This is a genomic window from Natrialba aegyptia DSM 13077 (genome assembly GCF_000337535.1).
Classification (GTDB): domain Archaea; phylum Halobacteriota; class Halobacteria; order Halobacteriales; family Natrialbaceae; genus Natrialba; species Natrialba aegyptia.
The window spans coordinates 134,113-152,536 of record NZ_AOIP01000065.1; the positions used below are offsets into that span (position 1 = coordinate 134,113).

11 protein-coding genes and 2 pseudogenes are annotated in these 18,424 nt (G+C 63.3%); 7 read left to right on the forward strand and 6 right to left on the reverse strand.

Annotated features, from left to right (window positions below; genetic code table 11):
* Window positions 1-69: 69 nt before the first annotated feature.
* From C480_RS21820 to C480_RS21845, 6 genes and pseudogenes are all read left to right on the forward strand, one after another.
* Window positions 70-1,969: pseudogene (locus C480_RS21820) on the forward strand (ABC transporter substrate-binding protein).
* Between the two features lie 151 nt (window positions 1,970-2,120).
* Window positions 2,121-4,021 (forward strand): annotated as a pseudogene (locus C480_RS21825) (ABC transporter substrate-binding protein).
* Window positions 4,022-4,109: 88 nt separating this feature from the next.
* Window positions 4,110-4,304, forward strand: coding sequence for a hypothetical protein (locus C480_RS21830; protein WP_006107114.1), 195 nt, complete (start codon window positions 4,110-4,112; stop codon window positions 4,302-4,304).
* Between the two features lie 218 nt (window positions 4,305-4,522).
* A complete protein-coding gene (locus tag C480_RS21835; RefSeq protein ID WP_006667837.1) occupies window positions 4,523-5,425 on the forward strand; it encodes an ABC transporter permease in 903 nt (300 codons plus the stop codon).
* Window positions 5,422-6,564, forward strand: coding sequence for an ABC transporter permease (locus C480_RS21840; protein ID WP_006667838.1), 1,143 nt, complete (start codon window positions 5,422-5,424; stop codon window positions 6,562-6,564). Before C480_RS21835 ends, C480_RS21840 begins: the two co-directional genes overlap by 4 nt.
* Window position 6,565: 1 nt before the next feature.
* The gene (locus C480_RS21845; protein WP_006667839.1) at window positions 6,566-8,869 is read left to right on the forward strand and encodes an ABC transporter ATP-binding protein; all 2,304 of its coding nucleotides are present in this window, start codon (window positions 6,566-6,568) and stop codon (window positions 8,867-8,869) included.
* 162 nt (window positions 8,870-9,031) lie between these two features.
* Here C480_RS21845 and C480_RS23390 read toward each other — a convergent pair whose 3' ends face one another.
* Complete coding sequence (locus C480_RS23390; RefSeq protein WP_006667840.1) at window positions 9,032-9,193, reverse strand: UxaA family hydrolase; 162 nt, start codon at window positions 9,191-9,193, stop codon at window positions 9,032-9,034.
* A gap of 120 nt (window positions 9,194-9,313) precedes the next feature.
* Here C480_RS23390 and C480_RS21850 point away from each other — a divergent pair, with 120 nt between their 5' ends.
* A complete protein-coding gene (locus tag C480_RS21850; RefSeq protein WP_006667841.1) occupies window positions 9,314-10,252 on the forward strand; it encodes a dihydrodipicolinate synthase family protein in 939 nt (312 codons plus the stop codon).
* 881 nt (window positions 10,253-11,133) lie between these two features.
* Here C480_RS21850 and C480_RS21855 read toward each other — a convergent pair.
* The 5 genes from C480_RS21855 to C480_RS21875 are packed head-to-tail and all read right to left on the reverse strand — an operon-like array spanning window position 11,134 to window position 18,422.
* Window positions 11,134-12,966: an IucA/IucC family protein gene (locus C480_RS21855; RefSeq protein WP_006667842.1), complete on the reverse strand. Its 1,833-nt coding sequence runs from the start codon at window positions 12,964-12,966 to the stop codon at window positions 11,134-11,136.
* 20 nt (window positions 12,967-12,986) lie between these two features.
* Window positions 12,987-14,399: a lysine N(6)-hydroxylase/L-ornithine N(5)-oxygenase family protein gene (locus C480_RS21860; protein ID WP_006667843.1), complete on the reverse strand. Its 1,413-nt coding sequence runs from the start codon at window positions 14,397-14,399 to the stop codon at window positions 12,987-12,989.
* Window positions 14,396-15,049 (reverse strand): GNAT family N-acetyltransferase, encoded by a 654-nt coding sequence (locus tag C480_RS21865; RefSeq protein ID WP_006667844.1) that lies wholly within the window; start codon window positions 15,047-15,049, stop codon window positions 14,396-14,398. Before C480_RS21865 ends, C480_RS21860 begins: the two co-directional genes overlap by 4 nt.
* Window positions 15,046-16,938: an IucA/IucC family protein gene (locus C480_RS21870; RefSeq protein WP_006667845.1), complete on the reverse strand. Its 1,893-nt coding sequence runs from the start codon at window positions 16,936-16,938 to the stop codon at window positions 15,046-15,048. The genes C480_RS21865 and C480_RS21870 overlap by 4 nt, the downstream gene beginning before the upstream one ends.
* A complete protein-coding gene (locus C480_RS21875; RefSeq protein WP_049904200.1) occupies window positions 16,935-18,422 on the reverse strand; it encodes a pyridoxal phosphate-dependent decarboxylase family protein in 1,488 nt (495 codons plus the stop codon). The genes C480_RS21870 and C480_RS21875 overlap by 4 nt, the downstream gene beginning before the upstream one ends.
* Window positions 18,423-18,424 lie beyond the last annotated feature (2 nt).

Here is an 18,424-nt window from a genome sequence, read left to right on the forward strand (position 1 = left end):
CGAGTCGGTCGAGAGAGACACCGGCCGAGTGCGGGTAAAGTTAAGTGCGACTGTCTGGCAGTAGAGACTATGCCAGACGGTGACAAACAGTGGCAACAGCCGAGTCGGCGCGACGTGCTTAAGTACGGAACTGCGGGCGGGGTTTCCGTCCTCGCCGGGTGCCTCGGCGGTTCGAATAGTACCGATCGATTTCGCATGTTCGATGCAGAGACCAGCGGCGCACTACCGTCCCAGCGTCACTGCAATCCGTGGAACTTCGCACAGCGCGGGGCGTGGCACCCCGGGGCGCTCATTCACGATCGGCCCGTCGTCTATAGCCCCGCTGCGGACGAGGTGTACCCGTTGATCGCAACCGACTGGGAGATGGTCGACGACACGACGCTCGAGTTCACCTTCAGCGACGAGTGGACCTGGCNGAGGTGTACCCGTTGATCGCAACCGACTGGGAGATGGTCGACGACACGACGCTCGAGTTCACCTTCAGCGACGAGTGGACCTGGCACGACGGCGAGCAGGTCGTCGCCGACGACTGGGTGATGCAACTCCAGATAGCGCTTGGCATCATGGAGTATCAGGCGGAAGACGGCGAGCGACCCCACCAGTTCATCGAGTCGGCGGAAGCGGTCGACGAGCGGACGGCCCGCGTGTCGTTGTACGACCCGTTACTATCGACCTACGCGGTGCGAACTGCGGTCTCGGATCTCGTGGGAGACGAGAGCCGGGGGATCTTCACGCAACACACCGACGACCGGTGGGCCGACTGGCATCGGCGGCTCCACGAGGGCGACGAGGCGGAAGCGGAGACCGTCGTCGAGGAGATCACGACGACGAACTATCCGTTGCTCGAGGATGTCGTCGGCAACGGCCCGTTCGAAGTCGCGGATGTCGGTGACAACGTCGTCGTTTTCGAGCGCTACGATGACCATCCGAACGCCGACAATCTCAACTTCGAGACGTGTTCGGTACACGTCTTCGAAAACGACGATCCGACGCAGCCGTACACGAGCGGCGAAGTCGACGCTGCCCACATCCAGTTTCCGGTCGAAGACGACGTCAAATCTCAACTGCCCGAGGAACACACGCTCGTCAGGGAGGACTTATCGACCAATCTGCTGTTTACGTTCAACTGCGGGAGCGGCGTCAGCTACGACACTCCCTTCGAGAGCGCGAACGTCCGCAAGGCGGTCTGTCACGTCTTCGACCGCCAACAGGTCGTCCAACTGCTCGAGGGCGTCAACCGCATGTTCGAGTGGCCCCCCTGTCGCGTCCCGGGGGCGTTCTGGACGAGGGGTCACACGACGCCACCGACTGGGTCAAGGACTTCACCCTGTACGGCCAGAACGATACTGACCGCGCCACCGAACTCCTCGAAGCGGAGGGGTACCAACGCGACGACGGCGAGTGGTTCACGTCTGACGGCGACCGATTCGAGATCGACGTCATGAACGGAGCCGACCGGAAGGATATCGGCGTCCTCAGAGAGAACCTGGAGAACTTCGGCATCGGGACGAACCAGGAACAGGTCGACGACGCGTCGTTCGACGAGCGTCGCCACGCCGGCGAGTATGACATGATGCCCGACAGATCCTCCGCAAACGGCGTCGTTCCCCTCTGGGGTCTCGACCTCGTCCCCCGATGGCTCCAGTCGATCGCTCACTTCGAACTCGAGGCGGAGATTCCGATGCCGGTCGGCGATCCCGACGGCGCGGACGGGACGAAGACGATCAACGTCGAGGAACACATCAATCAGTGGCAGGTCACCGATGATAGCGAGTACCACCGGGAGCTGATGTGGTGGTGGAACCAGACGGTCCCCCAGATGGAGGCGATGTTCCAGCCCGACGCCGGCGCGTACAACGCAGCCAACTGGACGCTCGACGCGCCCGAGGGCATCATCGATGGCACCGAGGACGCGCTGTATCTCATTCCGAAGATGGAAGACGCCACGATGGAATATACCGGGCCATAACGGACGCTAACTGCTCGACAGCAAACTGGAAGCGACGGACGGCCGGAGATCAAAAGCGAGTTCACCCTCGGCGGTAGCGTCGTCGGTCGCCGAGACGAATATTGTATTTTTTATAGTTAACTATATGTACTACCTTCCAACATTAGGGAGTATGCCAGAGGGTAACAGCTGGCGGAGCAGTGGATTGAACCGGCGAGATGTACTCAAATACAGTGCTGCGGGCGGAACGGCGTTGATGGCGGGGTGCCTCGGCGGTTCGAGTAGTACCGATCGATTCCGTGTGTTCGACGCAGAGACCAGCGGGACGCTGCCGTCGCAGCGTCACTGCAACCCATGGAATCCGACGCAACGCGGCACGTGGCATCCAGGGGCGCTCATCTACGACCGACCCGTCGTCTACAGCCCGTCGGAGGACGAGGTGTACCCGTTGATCGCAACCGACTGGGAGATGGTCGACGACACGACGCTCGAGTTCACCTTCAGCGACGAGTGGACCTGGCNGAGGTGTACCCGTTGATCGCAACCGACTGGGAGATGGTCGACGACACGACGCTCGAGTTCACCTTCAGCGACGAGTGGACCTGGCACGATGGGGATCAGGTCGTCGCCGACGACTGGGTGATGCAACTCCAGATGGCGCTGGAGATTCTGGACTACCAGGCGGAAGACGGCGAGCGGCCCCACCAGTTCCTCGAATCAGCGGAAGCGGTCGACGAACGGACGGCCCAGGTTACGTTCCACGATCCGCTGTCGACGACGGCTGCAGTCCAGAACGTCGTCGCCGACCTCGTGGGTGATGAGAGTCGCGGGATATTCACCAAACACACCGACGATCAGTGGATCGACTGGCACGAACAACTCCGGAATAGCGAGGACGGGGAGATGGAGGGAGTCTTAGAGGAGATGACGACGACATCGTATCCGTCGCTCGAGGATGCGGTTGGGAACGGGCCGTTTCAGGTCGCCGATATCGGGGACAACGTCATGATCTTCGAACGGTACGATGACCATCCGAACGCCGGCGAACTTAATTTCAGCGAGTACTCGGTACACCTCTATAATAACAACAACCCGGCACAGCCGTATTCGAACGGCGAGATCGACGCCGCCCATACGCAGTTCCCGGTCAAAGACGACGTCAAGCAACAGTTACCGGAAGAGCACACGCTCATCAAGGAGGGCTTCTCGACGAACAAACTCTTCACGTTCAACTGCGGGTACGACGTCAGCTACGACACTCCCCTGGAGAGCGCGAACGTCCGCAAGGCAATCTGTCACGTCTTCGACCGTCAACAGGTCGTCCAACTCCTCGAAGGCGTCAACCGCATGTTCGAGTGGCCCCCCTGTCGCGTTCCGGGGAACGTCCTCGATAACGGCTCGCACGACGCCGCCGACTGGGTCGAGGACTTCACCCTGTACGGCCAGAACGATACCGACCGCGCCACCGAACTCCTCGAAGCGGAGGGGTACCAACGCGACGACGGCGAATGGTTCACGCCCGATGGAGACCGGTTCGAAGTCGACATCATGAACGGGACCAAGCGGAAGGATATCGGCGTCCTCAAAGAGAACCTGGAGAACTTCGGCATCGGGACGAACCAGGAACAGGTCGACGACGCGACGTTCGACGAACGTCGGCAGGCGGGCGAGTACGACATCATGCCCGATGGCTCATCCGCGAACGGGATCAGGGCGCTCTGGGCGCTCGATCTCGTCCCGACCTGGGTCCAGTCGATCTCGCACTTCAATCCCGACGCGGAAATCCCAATGCCGATTGGCGACCCCGACGGCGCGGACGGGACGAAGTCGATCAACGTCGAGGAGCACATCCGTCAGTGGCAGGTCACCGGCGACGACCAGTACCACCAAGAACTGATGTGGTGGTGGAACCAGACGGTCCCCCAGATGGAGGCGATGTTCCAGCCCGACGCCGGCGCGTACAACGCAGCCAATTGGACGCTCGACGCGCCCGAGGGCGTCATCGATGGCACCGAGGACGCGCTGTATCTCATTCCGAAGATGGAGGGAGCGACGATTGAGTACAACGGGTGACGACGGCGACGGTCGAACGCTGCCGCCGGTTTCGAGTTCAGTCTCGACTTGGACGAACGTTTATTAGCATCGATGCAAACGGTTTCGCATGGGATTCCTGCAGGCTATTTCACAGATCGTCCTCGGCGTCAACTTCGTATTCCTCCTTCTCCTGGGATTCTCCCTCGCCTTCGTCGACCCGGGAACGGGACCGTACGTCGTCGCACAACTCGCTCTCATCCCAGTTATCCTCTCGCTCGCGGGAAGCATCGCCGTGCTCTATACCGGCTGGGAGCCGTTCTAACGCCGGACGATAGCTCCCGACCTCGAGACGGTTCGTCTCCGACCCCCCGCCGAATTCGGCCGAAATAATAATATATATTATACGATTGCAAACCTTCATTACGAATTGTTTTGAACAGCTATACAGCCATGGTAACAGTGGACTGGCGTGTCAGACGATTAGGGCAAGCAGCCTTCACCGTGTGGGCAGTTCTCACACTATCGTTCGTGTTGATCCGGATGATGCCCGGAAACATTATGGGCGCGATGATTACGCGGATGACCCAACAGGGAATCAATCCGGGCCGCGCGCGTGAACTCGTTGAGCTTCGCATGACGATCGATCCGGACGAGCCGCTCCTCACGGCCTACGGGAGCTATGTTGTGGACACGCTGCAGGGAGATCTTGGACAGTCCGTCTACTACGGCGAGCCGGTGACGGATGTGCTCGCGGGAGCACTGCCGTGGACGTTGTTCGTCCTAAGCTGGGCGGTCTTCATCAGTTTCTTCATCGGTATCAGCGTCGGCGCGCTGATGGCCTACTGGGAAGGTGGAAAATTGGACGTTGGACTCACCTCGTATGCCGTCTTGATGGGATCGATCCCGTTCTACGTACTTGCAATCCTCCTGCTGATCTTCCTGTCGTACCGGTACGGACTGTTTCCAAACGGCGGCCGCCAACCGATCGGAGCCGACCCGGGATTCAATCTGGTATACATCAGCGGGATCATCCACCACGCAGCCTTACCGATCATCTCGATGTTAGTCGCCTCCGGCGTCGCCTCCCTCGGCATGCGCGGAAACAGCATCCGCGTGCTCGGCGAGGACTACCTTCGCGTCGCCCGCCTCCGCGGTCTCTCCGATATCACTATCTCGACCCAGTACGTCGCTCGCAACGCCGTGTTGCCGATGTACACGACGCTGCTGATCAGCATCGGCGAAATGTTCGGCGGTTCGATCGTTCTCGAACAGGTGTTCCAGTATCACGGCCTCGGCTGGTACATGCTATCAGCCACCCACCAGCGCGACTACCCGCTCATGATGGGGGGCTTTATGGTCATCACGCTGGCAATCGTTACCGCACTGCTGCTGGCCGACCTGACCTACGGCTACGTCGATCCGCGTGCACGGAGGGCCCAATGACACGAGAATCACCCAGTCCAACCGACCCGAGAGACGAACACGAACTCGGTACCGATATCAAATCGACGCCCGAAACCGAACGCAACGGGGCAGCCGACAGGCCCGTCGAAACCGACGGCGGAAACGTGAACTCGCCGTTCGAAGTCGTCTCGGAGTTCGAGGAAACGCGCCGTGATCGCTATCGAAAGCTGTACGATGCCTACGTCTACGCGCCGGTTTCGATCATCTGGCGCGACTGGCGGGCGCGGATCGGATTGACGATCGTCGTCCTGTACCTGTTGATGGGAACCGTCGGAACGGTGCTCGTCGAACCGACGAACGTCGCTGAAGGATCCGCGCTCATCAATCCGTTCGAGAACGCAGAGTACATCCTCGGAACGGACGGACACGGTCGCGACCTGCTCTCGCAGACGGTTCACTCGACAGCAACGATCCTCAAGATGGTCGTCTCGGGGGCAGTCTGTACCGTCGGCATCGGGACCACCGTTGGCGCTATCGCCGGGTACAAAGGTGGCATGGTCGATACGGTCCTGAGTTCGATTACGGACGTCTTCATCAACATCCCCGGCTTCCCGCTCGTGATGGTCCTCGGTCTCATGTTCGACGACATCATCCTCGGCAATCCGTACGCAGTCGGCGTACTGCTGAGTGTCGCGGCGTGGGGCGGACTCGCTCGCGCCATCAGATCCCAGATGCTCACGCTCCGAGAAGAATCGTTCGTCGAAGCATCACAGGCGATGGGAATGCGCACCCACACGATCGTCTTCAAGGAGATTATCCCCCACCTGATGCCCTACGTCGTGATCAACCTCACCAACGCCGGTCGACGGGTTATCTTCGAGGCCGTCGCCCTGTACTACCTGGGCATCCTGCCGTTCGAGAACCTGAACTGGGGGAGCACCCTGAACCTCGCCTATCAAGAAAACGCCCACGCACGGCCCGGCGCACTGCACTGGTTCCTCGTTCCCATGGTCGCAATCGTCTTCATTTCGGTCGGGCTGACCCTCCTCGGGCAGTCACTCGACCGCGTGTTCAACCCCCGCGTTCGAGCCCGCCACGAAAAGACGACTTCCCCGGCCGACCCCGAGGGCGAACCCGACGACACAACGAACGCGAACGACATGATGGGAGGTATCTAACATGACCGTCTCAGAAACTGCACACCACGACCTGGACCAAACCGATTCGATCCTGGAGATCCGGAACGCGTCAGTCACCTTCGACATGGACCGCGGAGAATCCCGCGTCCTCGACGACGTCGACCTGGACATCCAGCGAAACGAAATCCTCGGCGTCGTCGGCGAGAGCGGCAGCGGCAAATCGATGCTCGCCTCCGCGCTCCTCGACGCCATCGTCGATCCCGGCGTCCTCTACGGAGACATCACGTACTACCCCGCCGACGGGGGCCCGATCAACATCCTCGACCTCGATAAACAGGGACTCAAGGAACTCCGCTGGGAGGAGATTTCGATGGTGTTCCAGGGCGCAATGAGCTCGTTCAACCCCGTCCGCAAGCTTCGCACCCACTTCGTCGAGACGCTCGACGCCCACGACTACGACATCGACGAAGGCATGGACCGAACGTGGACGATTCTCGAAGACCTCTATCTCGACCCCGAGCGCGTCCTCGATTCCTATCCACACGAACTCTCCGGCGGCATGAAACAACGCGCGCTGATCGCGCTCAGTCTGGTCCTCGAACCGGAGGTCCTGGTGATGGACGAACCCACCGCCGCGCTCGACTTGCTGATGCAGCGCTCGATCATCTCGCTCATCCAGGAGATCAAGACGGAGTACGATCTGACGATCGTCTTCATCACCCACGACCTGCCGCTTGTCGCCGACATCGCGGACCGTATCGGCGTGTTGTACGCCTTCGAGTTCGTCGAACTCGGGCCGACCGACGAAATCCTCGAAGACGCGGCCCATCCGTACACGCGGTTGCTCTTGAAATCGACACCGAATCTCAACGCGCCGATCGAGACGATGCAACCGGTCGAAGGCAGCGCGCCGGACCCGGTAAACGTCCCCACCGGCTGCTCGTTCCACACCCGCTGTCCGCTCGCCGATCAGCACTGCCGCGCCGAGGACCCCGTGGCGTACGAGGTCCATTCGAGCCATCACGTCCACTGTCACCACTGGGAAGACGCGCGGGAAGACATCCCGATGAGTTACGAGATCGACGACGCAGAACTCGACGATGAGCAAACAGCGACGGGGACGCCCGAGACGATCGCCCGGACTGCCTCAACAACGTCACCGTCGACCGGTACTCCCGCATCAACGGCGGCTGAACCGGTCGTCTCGCTCGACAACGTCGAAGTTCACTTCGAGAAAGAGCAGGGCTTTCTCGACATTTTCTCCGAACCCGACGTGGTCGAGGCCGTCGATGGCGTCTCGCTGGATATCTACGAACAGGATGTCGTCGTCCTCGTCGGCGAGTCGGGCTGTGGCAAAACGACGCTCGGCAAAACGACGGTCGGCCTGCAAGAGCCTACCGGCGGAACAATCACGTACCGGGGCCACGACATCTGGGATGTCAAGGCAGGCAACGGGAACGGCATCTCCTGGGGCGAAATCCGCCAATCGCTCCAGATCGTCCATCAGGATCCCGGCAGCGCGTTGAACCCCCACCGACGCGTCAAGGCGAGCCTCGAAGCCCCCCTCAAACGGTGGAACGACGACCTCGACGGCAACGACCGCAAACAGCGGATTCTGAGCCTACTCGAACACGTGGGCATGACGCCCCCCGAGGACTACATCGAGCGCTATCCCCACCAACTCAGCGGCGGCGAACAACAGCGCGTCGCGCTCATTCGAGCGATGCTGATGAATCCCGACCTCATCATGGCCGACGAACCGGTCAGCGCACTCGACGTCTCGCTGCGCGTCGAAATGATGGACCTCATGATCCAGCTCCAGCAAACGTTCGACACGTCGTACCTGTTCGTCTCGCACGACCTCTCGAACGCCCGGTACATCGCCGAGAAAACCGGCGGCCGAATCGGCGTCGTCTACCTCGGTGAACTCGTCGAAATCGGCCCGCCGGAACAGATTATCCACAACCCACAACACCCCTACACGCAAGCCCTTTGCTGGGCCACACCCGAACTCGGCGTCGACACGGATGCGGCCGACTCGCCGATTCGAAAGATCGACATTCCGGATCCCACCGATCCACCGAGCGGCTGCCGCTATCACACCCGGTGTGCAAACGCCCGCGAAGTCTGTAAAACACAGCAACCGGAGTCGTTCAGCGTCCCGGACGAAGAGGTCCACAACGCCGCGTGTTTCCGGGTTACGGACGACCACGAATACTGGTCCAGTGCGTCGATCACCGACGACGAAAGCGACGCGAAAGCGACGGCCGAAGAACCGGCAGCGACGGACGGCGGTGGCGACACGAACGATGGCGCGTCTAAGCCGCTTACGCAGGACGAGTGACGGCTGATCGGTAGGCGACCGAATCCGGAGAAGAGATGCTACCGGATCGACGATCCAACGCGCGTGATCGCGAAGGTCGTCACACCGCTGTTTTCAGCGCACGTTTGCTCCCCGTTGAGAGCGTCCTGAGCGTCGCCAGCAGTGCTTCCAGTGTCGTCCTCTTCAGCGAGAGATGATATTGTCCGACAGCGTCTCGACCGGTGTCTCGCCAGCTGCGATGTCGTCCGCGACCGCACTCGTTGCGACTGATGTCGGCAGGACGACGATACAATTGCGGACGCCGATTTGTCTATCGTCACGCCCGTATCCGGCAAACGTCTGCATAGGCGGTCGTACAACAGGGCGTGGAATCACCGTTCCGGTTTGCCGGAACACATAATCGAAACGACCGTCTCGTGGCGGCCGGGCGATGGATTTATACTATCCGCGATACATCGACACGCTATGTCATTGTCAGCGCAGCAGGTGCGGAGCCACCTCCGTGGCGTTGCCGTTGGACTCCTGACGCCGTTCGACGACGATCTCGAAATTGAACACGAAAAGCTCGCGGAGAACGCCCAAGATCTCTATCAGAAGGGGATTCGGACGTTTCTCTCAGTTGCGAACATCAGCGAGTACCATTCGCTCTCGGAGAGCGAACGCGTCTCGGTCGCCGAGACGAGCGTCGACGCGCTCCCGTCCGATGCCTGTGTGCTCGCCGGCGTCGGCGGCAGCACGGCGGCGGCACAGGACCTGATCCGGGCCTACGACGCGGTCGATGTCGACGCGTTGATGGTTATGCCGCCGGATCACACGTATCTTCACGAACAGGGGCTGCTCGAGTACTACCGCGACCTCGCGTCGGTCACGGAAACGCCGCTCGTCCCGTACGTCCGCGGCTTCGACCCCTCGGTCGAATACCTCGCCGCCCTCACTCGCGTCGAGGGCGTCATCGGCATCAAGTACGCCCTCGAAGATCCCGTCAAACTCGGCGCGGGCGTCGCCGCCGGTGCCGACGATGTGGTCTGGGTCGACGGCCTCGCGGAGCCGTTTGCGGTCTCCTTCTGGGCGGAGGGCGCAGAGGGCTTTTCCGCCGGCGTCAGTAACTTCCGCCCGGAAATCGGACTCGAACTCTTCGAAGCGCTCTCCGACGGCGACTGGGAACGAGCCTGCCAGCTGCGAAACATCTGCCTTCCCTACCAGAACTTCCGGAGCGAAACGGGACAGCAAAACACCATCCCCGGCGCAATCAGCGTCTCCGCGGTCAAAAAGGGACTCGACCTCGCCGGCCTCCACGGCGGCACCGTTCGCGAACCGATCCGGCCGCTCGCCCCCGAGGAAGCGGACAAAGCCGAGCAACTGTACGCCCAACTTGAGGACGACATCGAATCGCTCGTTCAGTGAGCAGCCAGCCGCGACCGGATAGCGCCGCAAAACGGTGCAACAGCTCCAGCACAGCTACGGTTCTGGGACGGAGACTCAACCGAGTCAGTGGAAGCGGTTGGGCCGCCTGCGATGCCGCGAGAACGAAACGACCTCGTGAGTCGCTCAGCTACGACGGCCCCACCGACGAGTTCAAGAATACTGATTGGTCGTTCCCGGACGGGGAACAGCGACCGATCTGCGATTCCAGCCGATACGGCGAGCTGAGAGGCTGTCGTGTTCGGTCGCTCGCGCGTTGCTGGCCATCGATAACCCCGATTTGTGACTCGGATCGCGGATCGAGGCTCCGAGGGCAGAAGAAGAGCGATTCGGTCGTCGGGAACGATCAGGATCAGAGCGACTCCCTCGAAGCGCCGAGCCGAGTCGAAACGGCGGATTTGGCAACGCTGAACTCGAGCGGAGAAGGAGATGTTCGGAGGAGCCGCGAGTCGCGGTTGCCAACGGCCACGTAGCCGCGCTGTTCTCGGTACGGGAACAGTCGAGAGGCGCGACGAGTTCGGGTTGCGCGGCGAATGGCGAGGGGACGAGCGGTGCGATCGACGGGCCGGCTCGAAAAGCGCACAATGAGGGGCTGACGGGGCGGTTTCCCGGATGACAATCAGTGGAGACGGACGGCACACGGTACGGGAAGCACATCGATACGGGCGTTCTCGTCGGCCGAGCGATCTGAACTCACGCAGAGCACCATTAGCGTTCCCGAGAAGGGAATAGCTCTTTCGTACCCAACAGTCCAATTACATACATACGGGTGTAAAACGAGTCGCGCTACCGAGCAGTATGGCCGGAGCAGAGCACGGAAAAGGGACCGCCCGAAATGCTATGGGACGACGGGCGGCGCGTTCTCAGTCGTCGGACTTGGCGACGGCGCGCATGGAATCGTCCGCAGCCACCTCGTAAAGCGCGTTCGTGACGGTTCCGTGCTCGGAGGCGTGGGGACGACCGGGTGCGTCGTCGTAGCCGTAGTCGAAGATGCGATTCCGGTTGAGGGTGAGTTTCGTGAACTCCGGCTGCAGCAGGTCGAACAGCTCGAATCGGTCCTCGAGTTCGGGAAACTGCGCCTGGTAGTCGAGGATGGCCGTTCTCGCGTGCGTCCAGAACGCTTCCTCGGGGTAGTCCTCGTGGGTTTCGAGGATGTCGGCGACGTACCGGAGGACGCAGACGAACAGGCCGGAGAAGATGAACTGGCAGAGTCCCTCCGGCGGTTCCTTCCGGAGGACCTCGTGCATCTCGTCCGGGAGCGCCTCCAGTTCCGGCAGCGGCTGGTCGCTCACGTTCACGTCGTCGACGAAGTCCTTGACCGCCAGCCGGGTCGGAACGCCGTCCTTGACGACGAGGATAGTGTTCTGACCGTGCGGGGAGAACACCGTCCCGTAGCGATAGAGGAAATGCAACAGCGGCGGGAGGACGGTGTCGAAGAACGTCCCGAGCCACTCGTCCGTCGTGAGCCCGGACTGCTCGACGAGACGGGCGATGTAGGGTTCGCCGTCGCCGTCGACGTGCATCAGCGCCGAGAGCGTGATTGCACGCTCATCGTCCTCGAGGAAGGTGTAGATAGACTCGCGCCAGACGGCACCCAGCAGTTCGTGGTACTGGTACGGCGAGTTCTCGATGTCGGTAAAGTCGCCGTGGTCGTAGTTGATGCCGGCGATCTCGCCCGGCAGGATGAGTCCCTGTTCCTGAAGGAACGCGTCGTCCTCGTAGATCCCCTTGATGTACTCGGTGACCGTCGGCGCGAGTTCGGTTCGCTCGCCGGGGAGGCCGCGCCAGACGAGCGTGTTGAGGATGCGCATCGGGACCTTGACGTGGTGTTTCTCGGCGTCGTCGATGTTGACGAAGGTCCGGACGGACTGTTGGGGGAGGTACGCGTCGGGCCCCTCGCCGAGCGGCACGATATCGTCGGCGGCGATGTCGTCGGGGAACAGCGGCACGATGCTGTTGTCCCACTGCCAGTCGTGAACCGGCAGGAAGTAGTAGGCGTCCGGATCGAGCCCCTGCGCGGCGAGTCGATCGCGGAACTCGTCGTAGTGAGCGCCGAGTTCAGCGCGGATGAGCGAGTCGTGATCGATCGCGTCGGTGGCGACGAAGGTCGCTTTCTCCCGGCGGACGGCGACCCACGAGAGCGTGACCGGGGTCTGGCGCTCGGGCGCGTACTGGCGGTAGTCATCGTACCCCCAGCCGAGGCGGCCCTTGTTGTAGGTGATCCAGGGGTGGCCGTCCATCTCCCCTTCGAGGTGAGCGTAGTCGAGTTCGAGGGGATCGAACTCGTCTCGCTCCCGGCGTCGCGCCTCGACGTGGGCGTCGGCGAGCAGCGTCCGCTTGTACTCGCGAACGAGGTTCCCCTCCGTCAGCCCGTCCAGCGACGTCGTCTCACCGAGGTCGCGAAGCAATCGAAGCGGGTCCGAAAGAGGTGTCCACTCGTCGTCCGCACGTCGTTCGACGGTCTCGCCGTCGACGTGAAGGCTATCCATCAGGCGTTCGGTTCCCTCGAAGCGATACGCCGCGTCGCCGAGGTCGAAGCGGTAGGTATTGCGGTCGTCGCCGCTCGCCACCACCCGCGGCGCGATGATCTCCTCGTACGCGAACTCCGCGAGCATCTTCGTCAGCAGCCGCCGTTCGGCGGTTTCCCAGACATCCTGCTCGAGTGCGTGCTGTAGCGTCGGATCGTTCGGATTCATGATTGGGTCAATATCTCGTGTTAGTCGTTCTGCGTCGGCGGAGACGGACGACTCGGGTCCGCTCCTGAACTCGATTCGCTCCCGTTTCCGTGCCGGCGGGAGGCATTCGGTGCGCGTTCGACGAACTGCTCGACGGCGAAATCCTGGTAGACGGTGTCCCTATCCTCGGGGTAGGCCTCGCGACCGACCAGCCGATTGACGAACCGCGTGTTTCGATAGCAGCCGAGGCCGAGGTCCGGCACGCCGACCCCGTGCGTGTGCATCTCGGCGTTCTGGAGGAAAACATCCCCCGGCACGTCGATTTCGAGACGGTGATCCGCCGTCACCTCGAATCGGCCCTGCTCATCCCAGCCGATGGCGTCCGTGAGCGGATCGAGGAAATCCGGAATCGGCCGTTCGTAGCCCGTACCGAGGACGACCACCTCGCTCTCGTGAACGAACGACTCTTCGGCCTGCCACTGACGGCAGTCGAGCGCGTACTCGGATCCGCCTCCGACGGGCTCGATATCCCGAACCTCGGTCATCGCGAAGAGACCGATGTCGGGGTCCCGATCGCCGATCGACCGCCGGTAAAGCAGGTCGTATATCTCGGCGCTCGTCCCCGGATCGATCCCCTTGTATAGCAGTTCCTGCTCCGGGATGAACTCGTCTTTGATATCCTGGGGAAGTTCGTAGACGTAGCGGTCGTACTCGGGTGTGAAGTGTTGCAATCCGAGCTTCGAGTACTCCATCGGGAAAAAGCCATCCGACCGGGTCAGCCAGTCGAGCCGATAGTCGTTGTCGGGATCCGCCTGGCGCTCCAGCAGATCCTGGAACACCTCGGCGGCGCTCTGCCCGGAGCCGACGACGGTGACCGAGTCGGCCTCCAAGACCCGCTCTCGGTTGCCGCGATAGGTCGCCGTGTGGAACACGTCGCGCTCGGGATGGCCCTGCAAGTGGTCCGGAATCTGCGGTCGCGACCCGACGCCGAGCGCGAGGTTCTCCCCCCGGTACTCGAAGCGCTCGCCCGTCTCCGGATGCGTCGCCGTAACGACGTAGTGCCCGTGATCGTCGTCCCACCGGACCGCCGTCACCTCGCGTCCGAACCGACAGCTCTCGAGTTCAGCGACGACCCAGCGCAGGTACTCGTTGTACTCCCGACGGGGCACCTGGAACGTCTCGTAGAAGTAGAACTCGTAGAGTCGGCCCGTCTCTCGCAGGTAGTTGAGGTAACTGTAGGGGCTCGTCGGGTCCGCGAGCGTGACGAGGTCCGCGAGGAACGGCACCTCGAGGGTCGCCCCCTCGAGCAACATCCCTTCGTGCCAGTTGAACTCGGCCTCGCGCTCGAGAAAGACGGCGTCGACGTCCTCCTCGATGCCGTCGAGCATGGCCGCGAGGCCGAGGTTGAACGGGCCGATACCGACGCCGACGACATCGTGGACGGCCTCGCTCATCGGTGCTCACCTCCCGGAGTGGCGTGGTCAGCCGTCTCCTCCGCATCGCGAGAGTCGGCGAGCACCAACGACTCGAACCGCTCGCGGTCACAGACGAGCAACACGGCATCCTTCTCGGCTTCGTCGAAGTAGAACTCCGATCGCGGCTCGAAGCCACACCGTTCGAAGACGCGGATGACCCGCTCGTTGCGGGCGTCGGGTTCCGCGACGACGCGGTCGGTCTCCGCGTGGCGAAACTGCATGGCAACGACCGCTCGCAGCAACGGTGCCGCGTAGCCGTGCCCGAGGTATTCCTCGGGGCCGATGAGGAGGTGAACGCCCTGATCCTCCGGATCGGCGTCGTAGTGGTGAGCAACGTCGTCCTCGGCCGCCCAGTAACACTCCCAGTAGCTCATCGGAACGTGGTCGAGACAGCCGACGTAGGGCGTGAGGTGCTCGTCCGCCAGTTTCGAGGCGAGACGATCGCGAAACGTCGGGAGCGGTAGGTCGAGCTGCCAGTACGGTTTCACGTGCTCGCTCCCGAGCCAGGCGTGAAGCCGGCCCAGATCGCGCTCCAGCGACGCCTGCCGGAGCGAGATCGTCCGGTCGATGCGCTCGTCGTACGTCTGGTGGTCGTAGTCGGTCGCGATGGTGGCGTCCGGTCCTGTCATGGGTCGAGTTCACCGTCGGATTCGAGGGCGAGCGCGGGATCGGGATCGTGTTCGTGTTCCCGTCCGGCGTCGCGATCCAGTTCGGTGACGATCGGATTCCGCACGTCCGTGTAGACGGACTGGTTCTCGAGGTCGTTTTCCAGTTCGTCGAGCCCCCTGAAGCGGGTAAGCAGGTTCGCCTTGCAGGGGACGGTCGGCGATTCCAGGAGCGGGTCGAGGAAGGCTGACGACGGCCGATCGTAGCGCTCGCGGGCGAACTCGAGTTCGTCGCGAAGGAGCGCCAGGAGCCGACGCTCCGCGACGAGATCGGCGCTGCCGAAGGCGTTGATCACGTCGAAGGCGTTGTTGCAGATCACGTAGTATCGGAGCCGTTCGTCGGCGATGGCGTCCGGGCAGACGGTTCCCGCCCGCTCGCCGACGCCGGGAAGATACCGCTCGACGTCGTCGACGAGCGCCTCGGGGAAGTAAAAGCCCTGGTTGTCCCGGTAGCGGAACCCGTCGGGATACCCGTCCTCATCGAGTAGCAAAACGGAGTTTTGCTGGTGCGCCTCGACGCCGACGCCCTGAACGAGGTAGAGCCAGAGGACGGGGCGAACGGAGAGCCGAAGGTAGCGGCGGAACCAGTCAGTGCTCACGTCGGCGGTCGAGCGACCCTCGCGGTCGGCGATGGACTCGATAAGCCGGCCGAGCCGCGAGTGGCCGGTGATCGCGTCCTGGCAGAGCGAAACCAGCGGCGTGGCGTTCGCCCCGGCATCGCCGCGGAACGGGTTCGCTCGGAGGACCGTCTCTAACCCCGACTCGCGCCCCTCGCCGGCGTCCAGCGCGAGGTAGGCCGGATCGCGAACGATGTCGAACTCCGGGAACGCGGCCGCGAGTTCGTCGCCGAACTCGGTCGCGAGGAGGTCGGCGACGGCGACGCCGCGCTCGAGTTCCGGTCGCTTGTTGGTCCGCACGGAGTTGGTGATCGTCACGTTCAGCGACGACTTGACCATGAACGGGGCGGCCTCGCTGTACAGCGTCCGGACCGAGGTCGTCGGGATGAACTCGCGGCCGACGGGACCGAGGTATTCGAGGCCGTCGCCGAGCAGGGAGCGGACGTGTGACTGATCGCGGAGGTAGTCCGCCTGCCACGGATGGACCGGCAGGAGGACGTCGTCGCTCTCGACGTGCTCGGCGACGAAGGACGCAGAGACGGCGGGATCCTCGCGGAGGGCGTCTTTCACCCACGTCGCGGCGCTGCGGTCGAGCGCCGAGTCGGCGGAGACGAGCGTCGGGTTCGCCCGGAAGTAGTGCAGCGGGAACGATCCGCGCAGTTCCGGCGCGTACCGCTCGCGGTTGCGTGCGGCGATGCCCTGCCTGCTCTTCGGCGTCGGGTGTCGGTGGTGGCCGAAGACGAGCGCCTGCTCGGCGTCGCGAAACGACAGCGTTTCGGCGTACAGGCGGTCCTCGTCGCCCGCACGCGCCGCGACGAACTCTTCGGTGGCTCGCTTGCTCCGGAGCACGCGCTCTAATAGTTCGTCGGGAACGGCCTCGCCATCCTGCGCGAGGCTGAGATCCTTGATCACGAGCGCGGCGAGGGTCGCCGCATCGAGCGGGCGGCCGCCATCGTCGCCGAGCCGGTACCGGACCGGCGTCTCGAAGCGGTGTCGCTCCGTCGGAGAGCGGTGTGCGAGCGGAGCCAGGAGGTCGATCTCCTGTGCCGGCAACGTCGCGCGAAGCAGCCCGTCTGGACCGGGATCAACGCCGGCGACGGCGTCGTCGCGAATCTCGTAGTCGCCCGTCTCGCGCAGGTAGCAGTTGAGAAACGCGTGAACGGTGGCGTCGTCGGCTCGCATCGCCGGATCGACGCTGCGATCGCGGTCGGCGTTGCGCTCGGTGCCGGTGCTCATACCGTCACCTCCCGGGTGTCGGCGACCCTGTCGCCACAGTCCCGGACCGCCTCGAGCATCGCCGCTACGTCCTCGAGCGTCGCCGTCGGGTTCAAGAGCGTCACCTTCAGGCTGGTCACGCCGTCGACGGTGGTTCGGGCGACGAGCGCCCGCCCGTCGTTCAAGAGTTCACGTCGGACGGCCGCGTTCAGGTTGCTCACGGTCTCGTCGTTCATCCCCTGACGGGGTCGATAGCGAAAGACCACGGCGTTCAGCGTCGGCTCTCCCAGCAGCTCGAAGTCGTCGGCCTCGCGAACGAGTGCAGCCGCGTCGTCGGCCAGTTCGAGCGTGTGCTCGACGAGTTCGGCCAGACCAGTTCGGCCGAGCGTCCGGAACGCGACGTAGGGCTTGAGCGCGTCGAACCGGCGCGTCGTCTGAACCGACTTCGAGACGAGGTTCGGAATCCCGCCCTCGTCGTGGGCTTCCGGGTTGAGGTAGGCCGCGTTGCGGGCCATCAACCGGAAGTCCGCGCCGTCGCGGAGCAAGAGTGCCCCGCAACTGATCGGCTGGTAGAACAGCTTGTGGAAGTCGACGGCGATCGAATCGGCCCGCTCGATCCCGTCGAGCAGCGTGCTGAACTCGTCGCTCACCGCGAGCGCGCCGCCGTAGGCCGCGTCGACGTGGAACCAGAGGTCGCGGTCGGCGGCCCGGTCGGCAAGGGCGGGCAGCGGGTCGATGCTGCCGAAGTCGGTGGTGCCGGCGGTCCCGACGAGCGCGAAGGGGAGTTCGTCTCTCCGATCCAGGTCATCGAGGGCCGCGTCGAGTTCGTCGAGGTCCATGCGGCCGTCGGCGTCCGTCGGAACGGTGTAGACGGCTCGTTCGCCGAGCCCGAGGTGGTGTGCGGCCTGTTTGCCGGTGAAGTGGGCCGCTTCGGAACAGAGGATGCGAAGCGACGGGGCCGCCGCGGGTAGGCCGTCGGTCTGTACGTTTCGGTCGAACTGCTGGTCGCAGTAGCGGTCGCGGGCGAGCAATAGCGCCTGGAAGTTCGACTGCGTCCCGCCGCTGGTGAAGACGCCGTCGGCGTCCGCGGGCAGGTCGAACAGCTCACAGAGGGCGGTCACGACTCGTTCTTCGAGGACCGTCGCAGCGGGTGCCTGGTCGAACGAGTCGAGCGACTGGTTCGTCGCGGTGAGCAGCGTCTCGGCGGCCAGGCCCGGAATCATCGGCGGACACTGGAGATGGGCCGCACAGCGGGGGTTCGACGGATCGACGGAGTGGCGAAGAACGCGCTCGGCAACCTCGTCGATCGTCATCTCGAGGCGTTGGCCCTCCTCGGGAACGACGGGGTCGTCGAACTGGGCGGCGAGTTCCTCCGGCGACGCTCCCGAGTGAGGCCGCTCGCGGTTCGCGACCGTCTCGATCACCGTCTCGACCGCCCGGTTCATCGCGTCCCGATAGCTCGTCTCGCCACGCCCGGTTCCAAGGAAGCACTCGTCGGCGCTCATGT

Bases quoted from the DNA above. Each gene is read 5' to 3' on its own strand.
- C480_RS21850 (WP_006667841.1), top strand. From the start codon at position 9,314: ATGTCATTGTCAGCGCAGCAGGTGCGGAGCCACCTCCGTGGCGTTGCC.
- C480_RS21845 (WP_006667839.1), top strand. From the start codon at position 6,566: ATGACCGTCTCAGAAACTGCACACCACGACCTGGACCAAACCGATTCG.
- C480_RS21835 (WP_006667837.1), top strand. From the start codon at position 4,523: ATGATGCCCGGAAACATTATGGGCGCGATGATTACGCGGATGACCCAA.
- C480_RS21875 (WP_049904200.1), bottom strand. From the start codon at position 18,422: ATGAGCGCCGACGAGTGCTTCCTTGGAACCGGGCGTGGCGAGACGAGC.
- C480_RS21840 (WP_006667838.1), top strand. From the start codon at position 5,422: ATGACACGAGAATCACCCAGTCCAACCGACCCGAGAGACGAACACGAA.
- C480_RS21830 (WP_006107114.1), top strand. From the start codon at position 4,110: ATGGGATTCCTGCAGGCTATTTCACAGATCGTCCTCGGCGTCAACTTC.
- C480_RS21860 (WP_006667843.1), bottom strand. From the start codon at position 14,399: ATGAGCGAGGCCGTCCACGATGTCGTCGGCGTCGGTATCGGCCCGTTC.
- C480_RS21865 (WP_006667844.1), bottom strand. From the start codon at position 15,049: ATGACAGGACCGGACGCCACCATCGCGACCGACTACGACCACCAGACG.
- C480_RS21855 (WP_006667842.1), bottom strand. From the start codon at position 12,966: ATGAATCCGAACGATCCGACGCTACAGCACGCACTCGAGCAGGATGTC.
- C480_RS21870 (WP_006667845.1), bottom strand. From the start codon at position 16,938: ATGAGCACCGGCACCGAGCGCAACGCCGACCGCGATCGCAGCGTCGAT.
- C480_RS23390 (WP_006667840.1), bottom strand. From the start codon at position 9,193: ATGCAGACGTTTGCCGGATACGGGCGTGACGATAGACAAATCGGCGTC.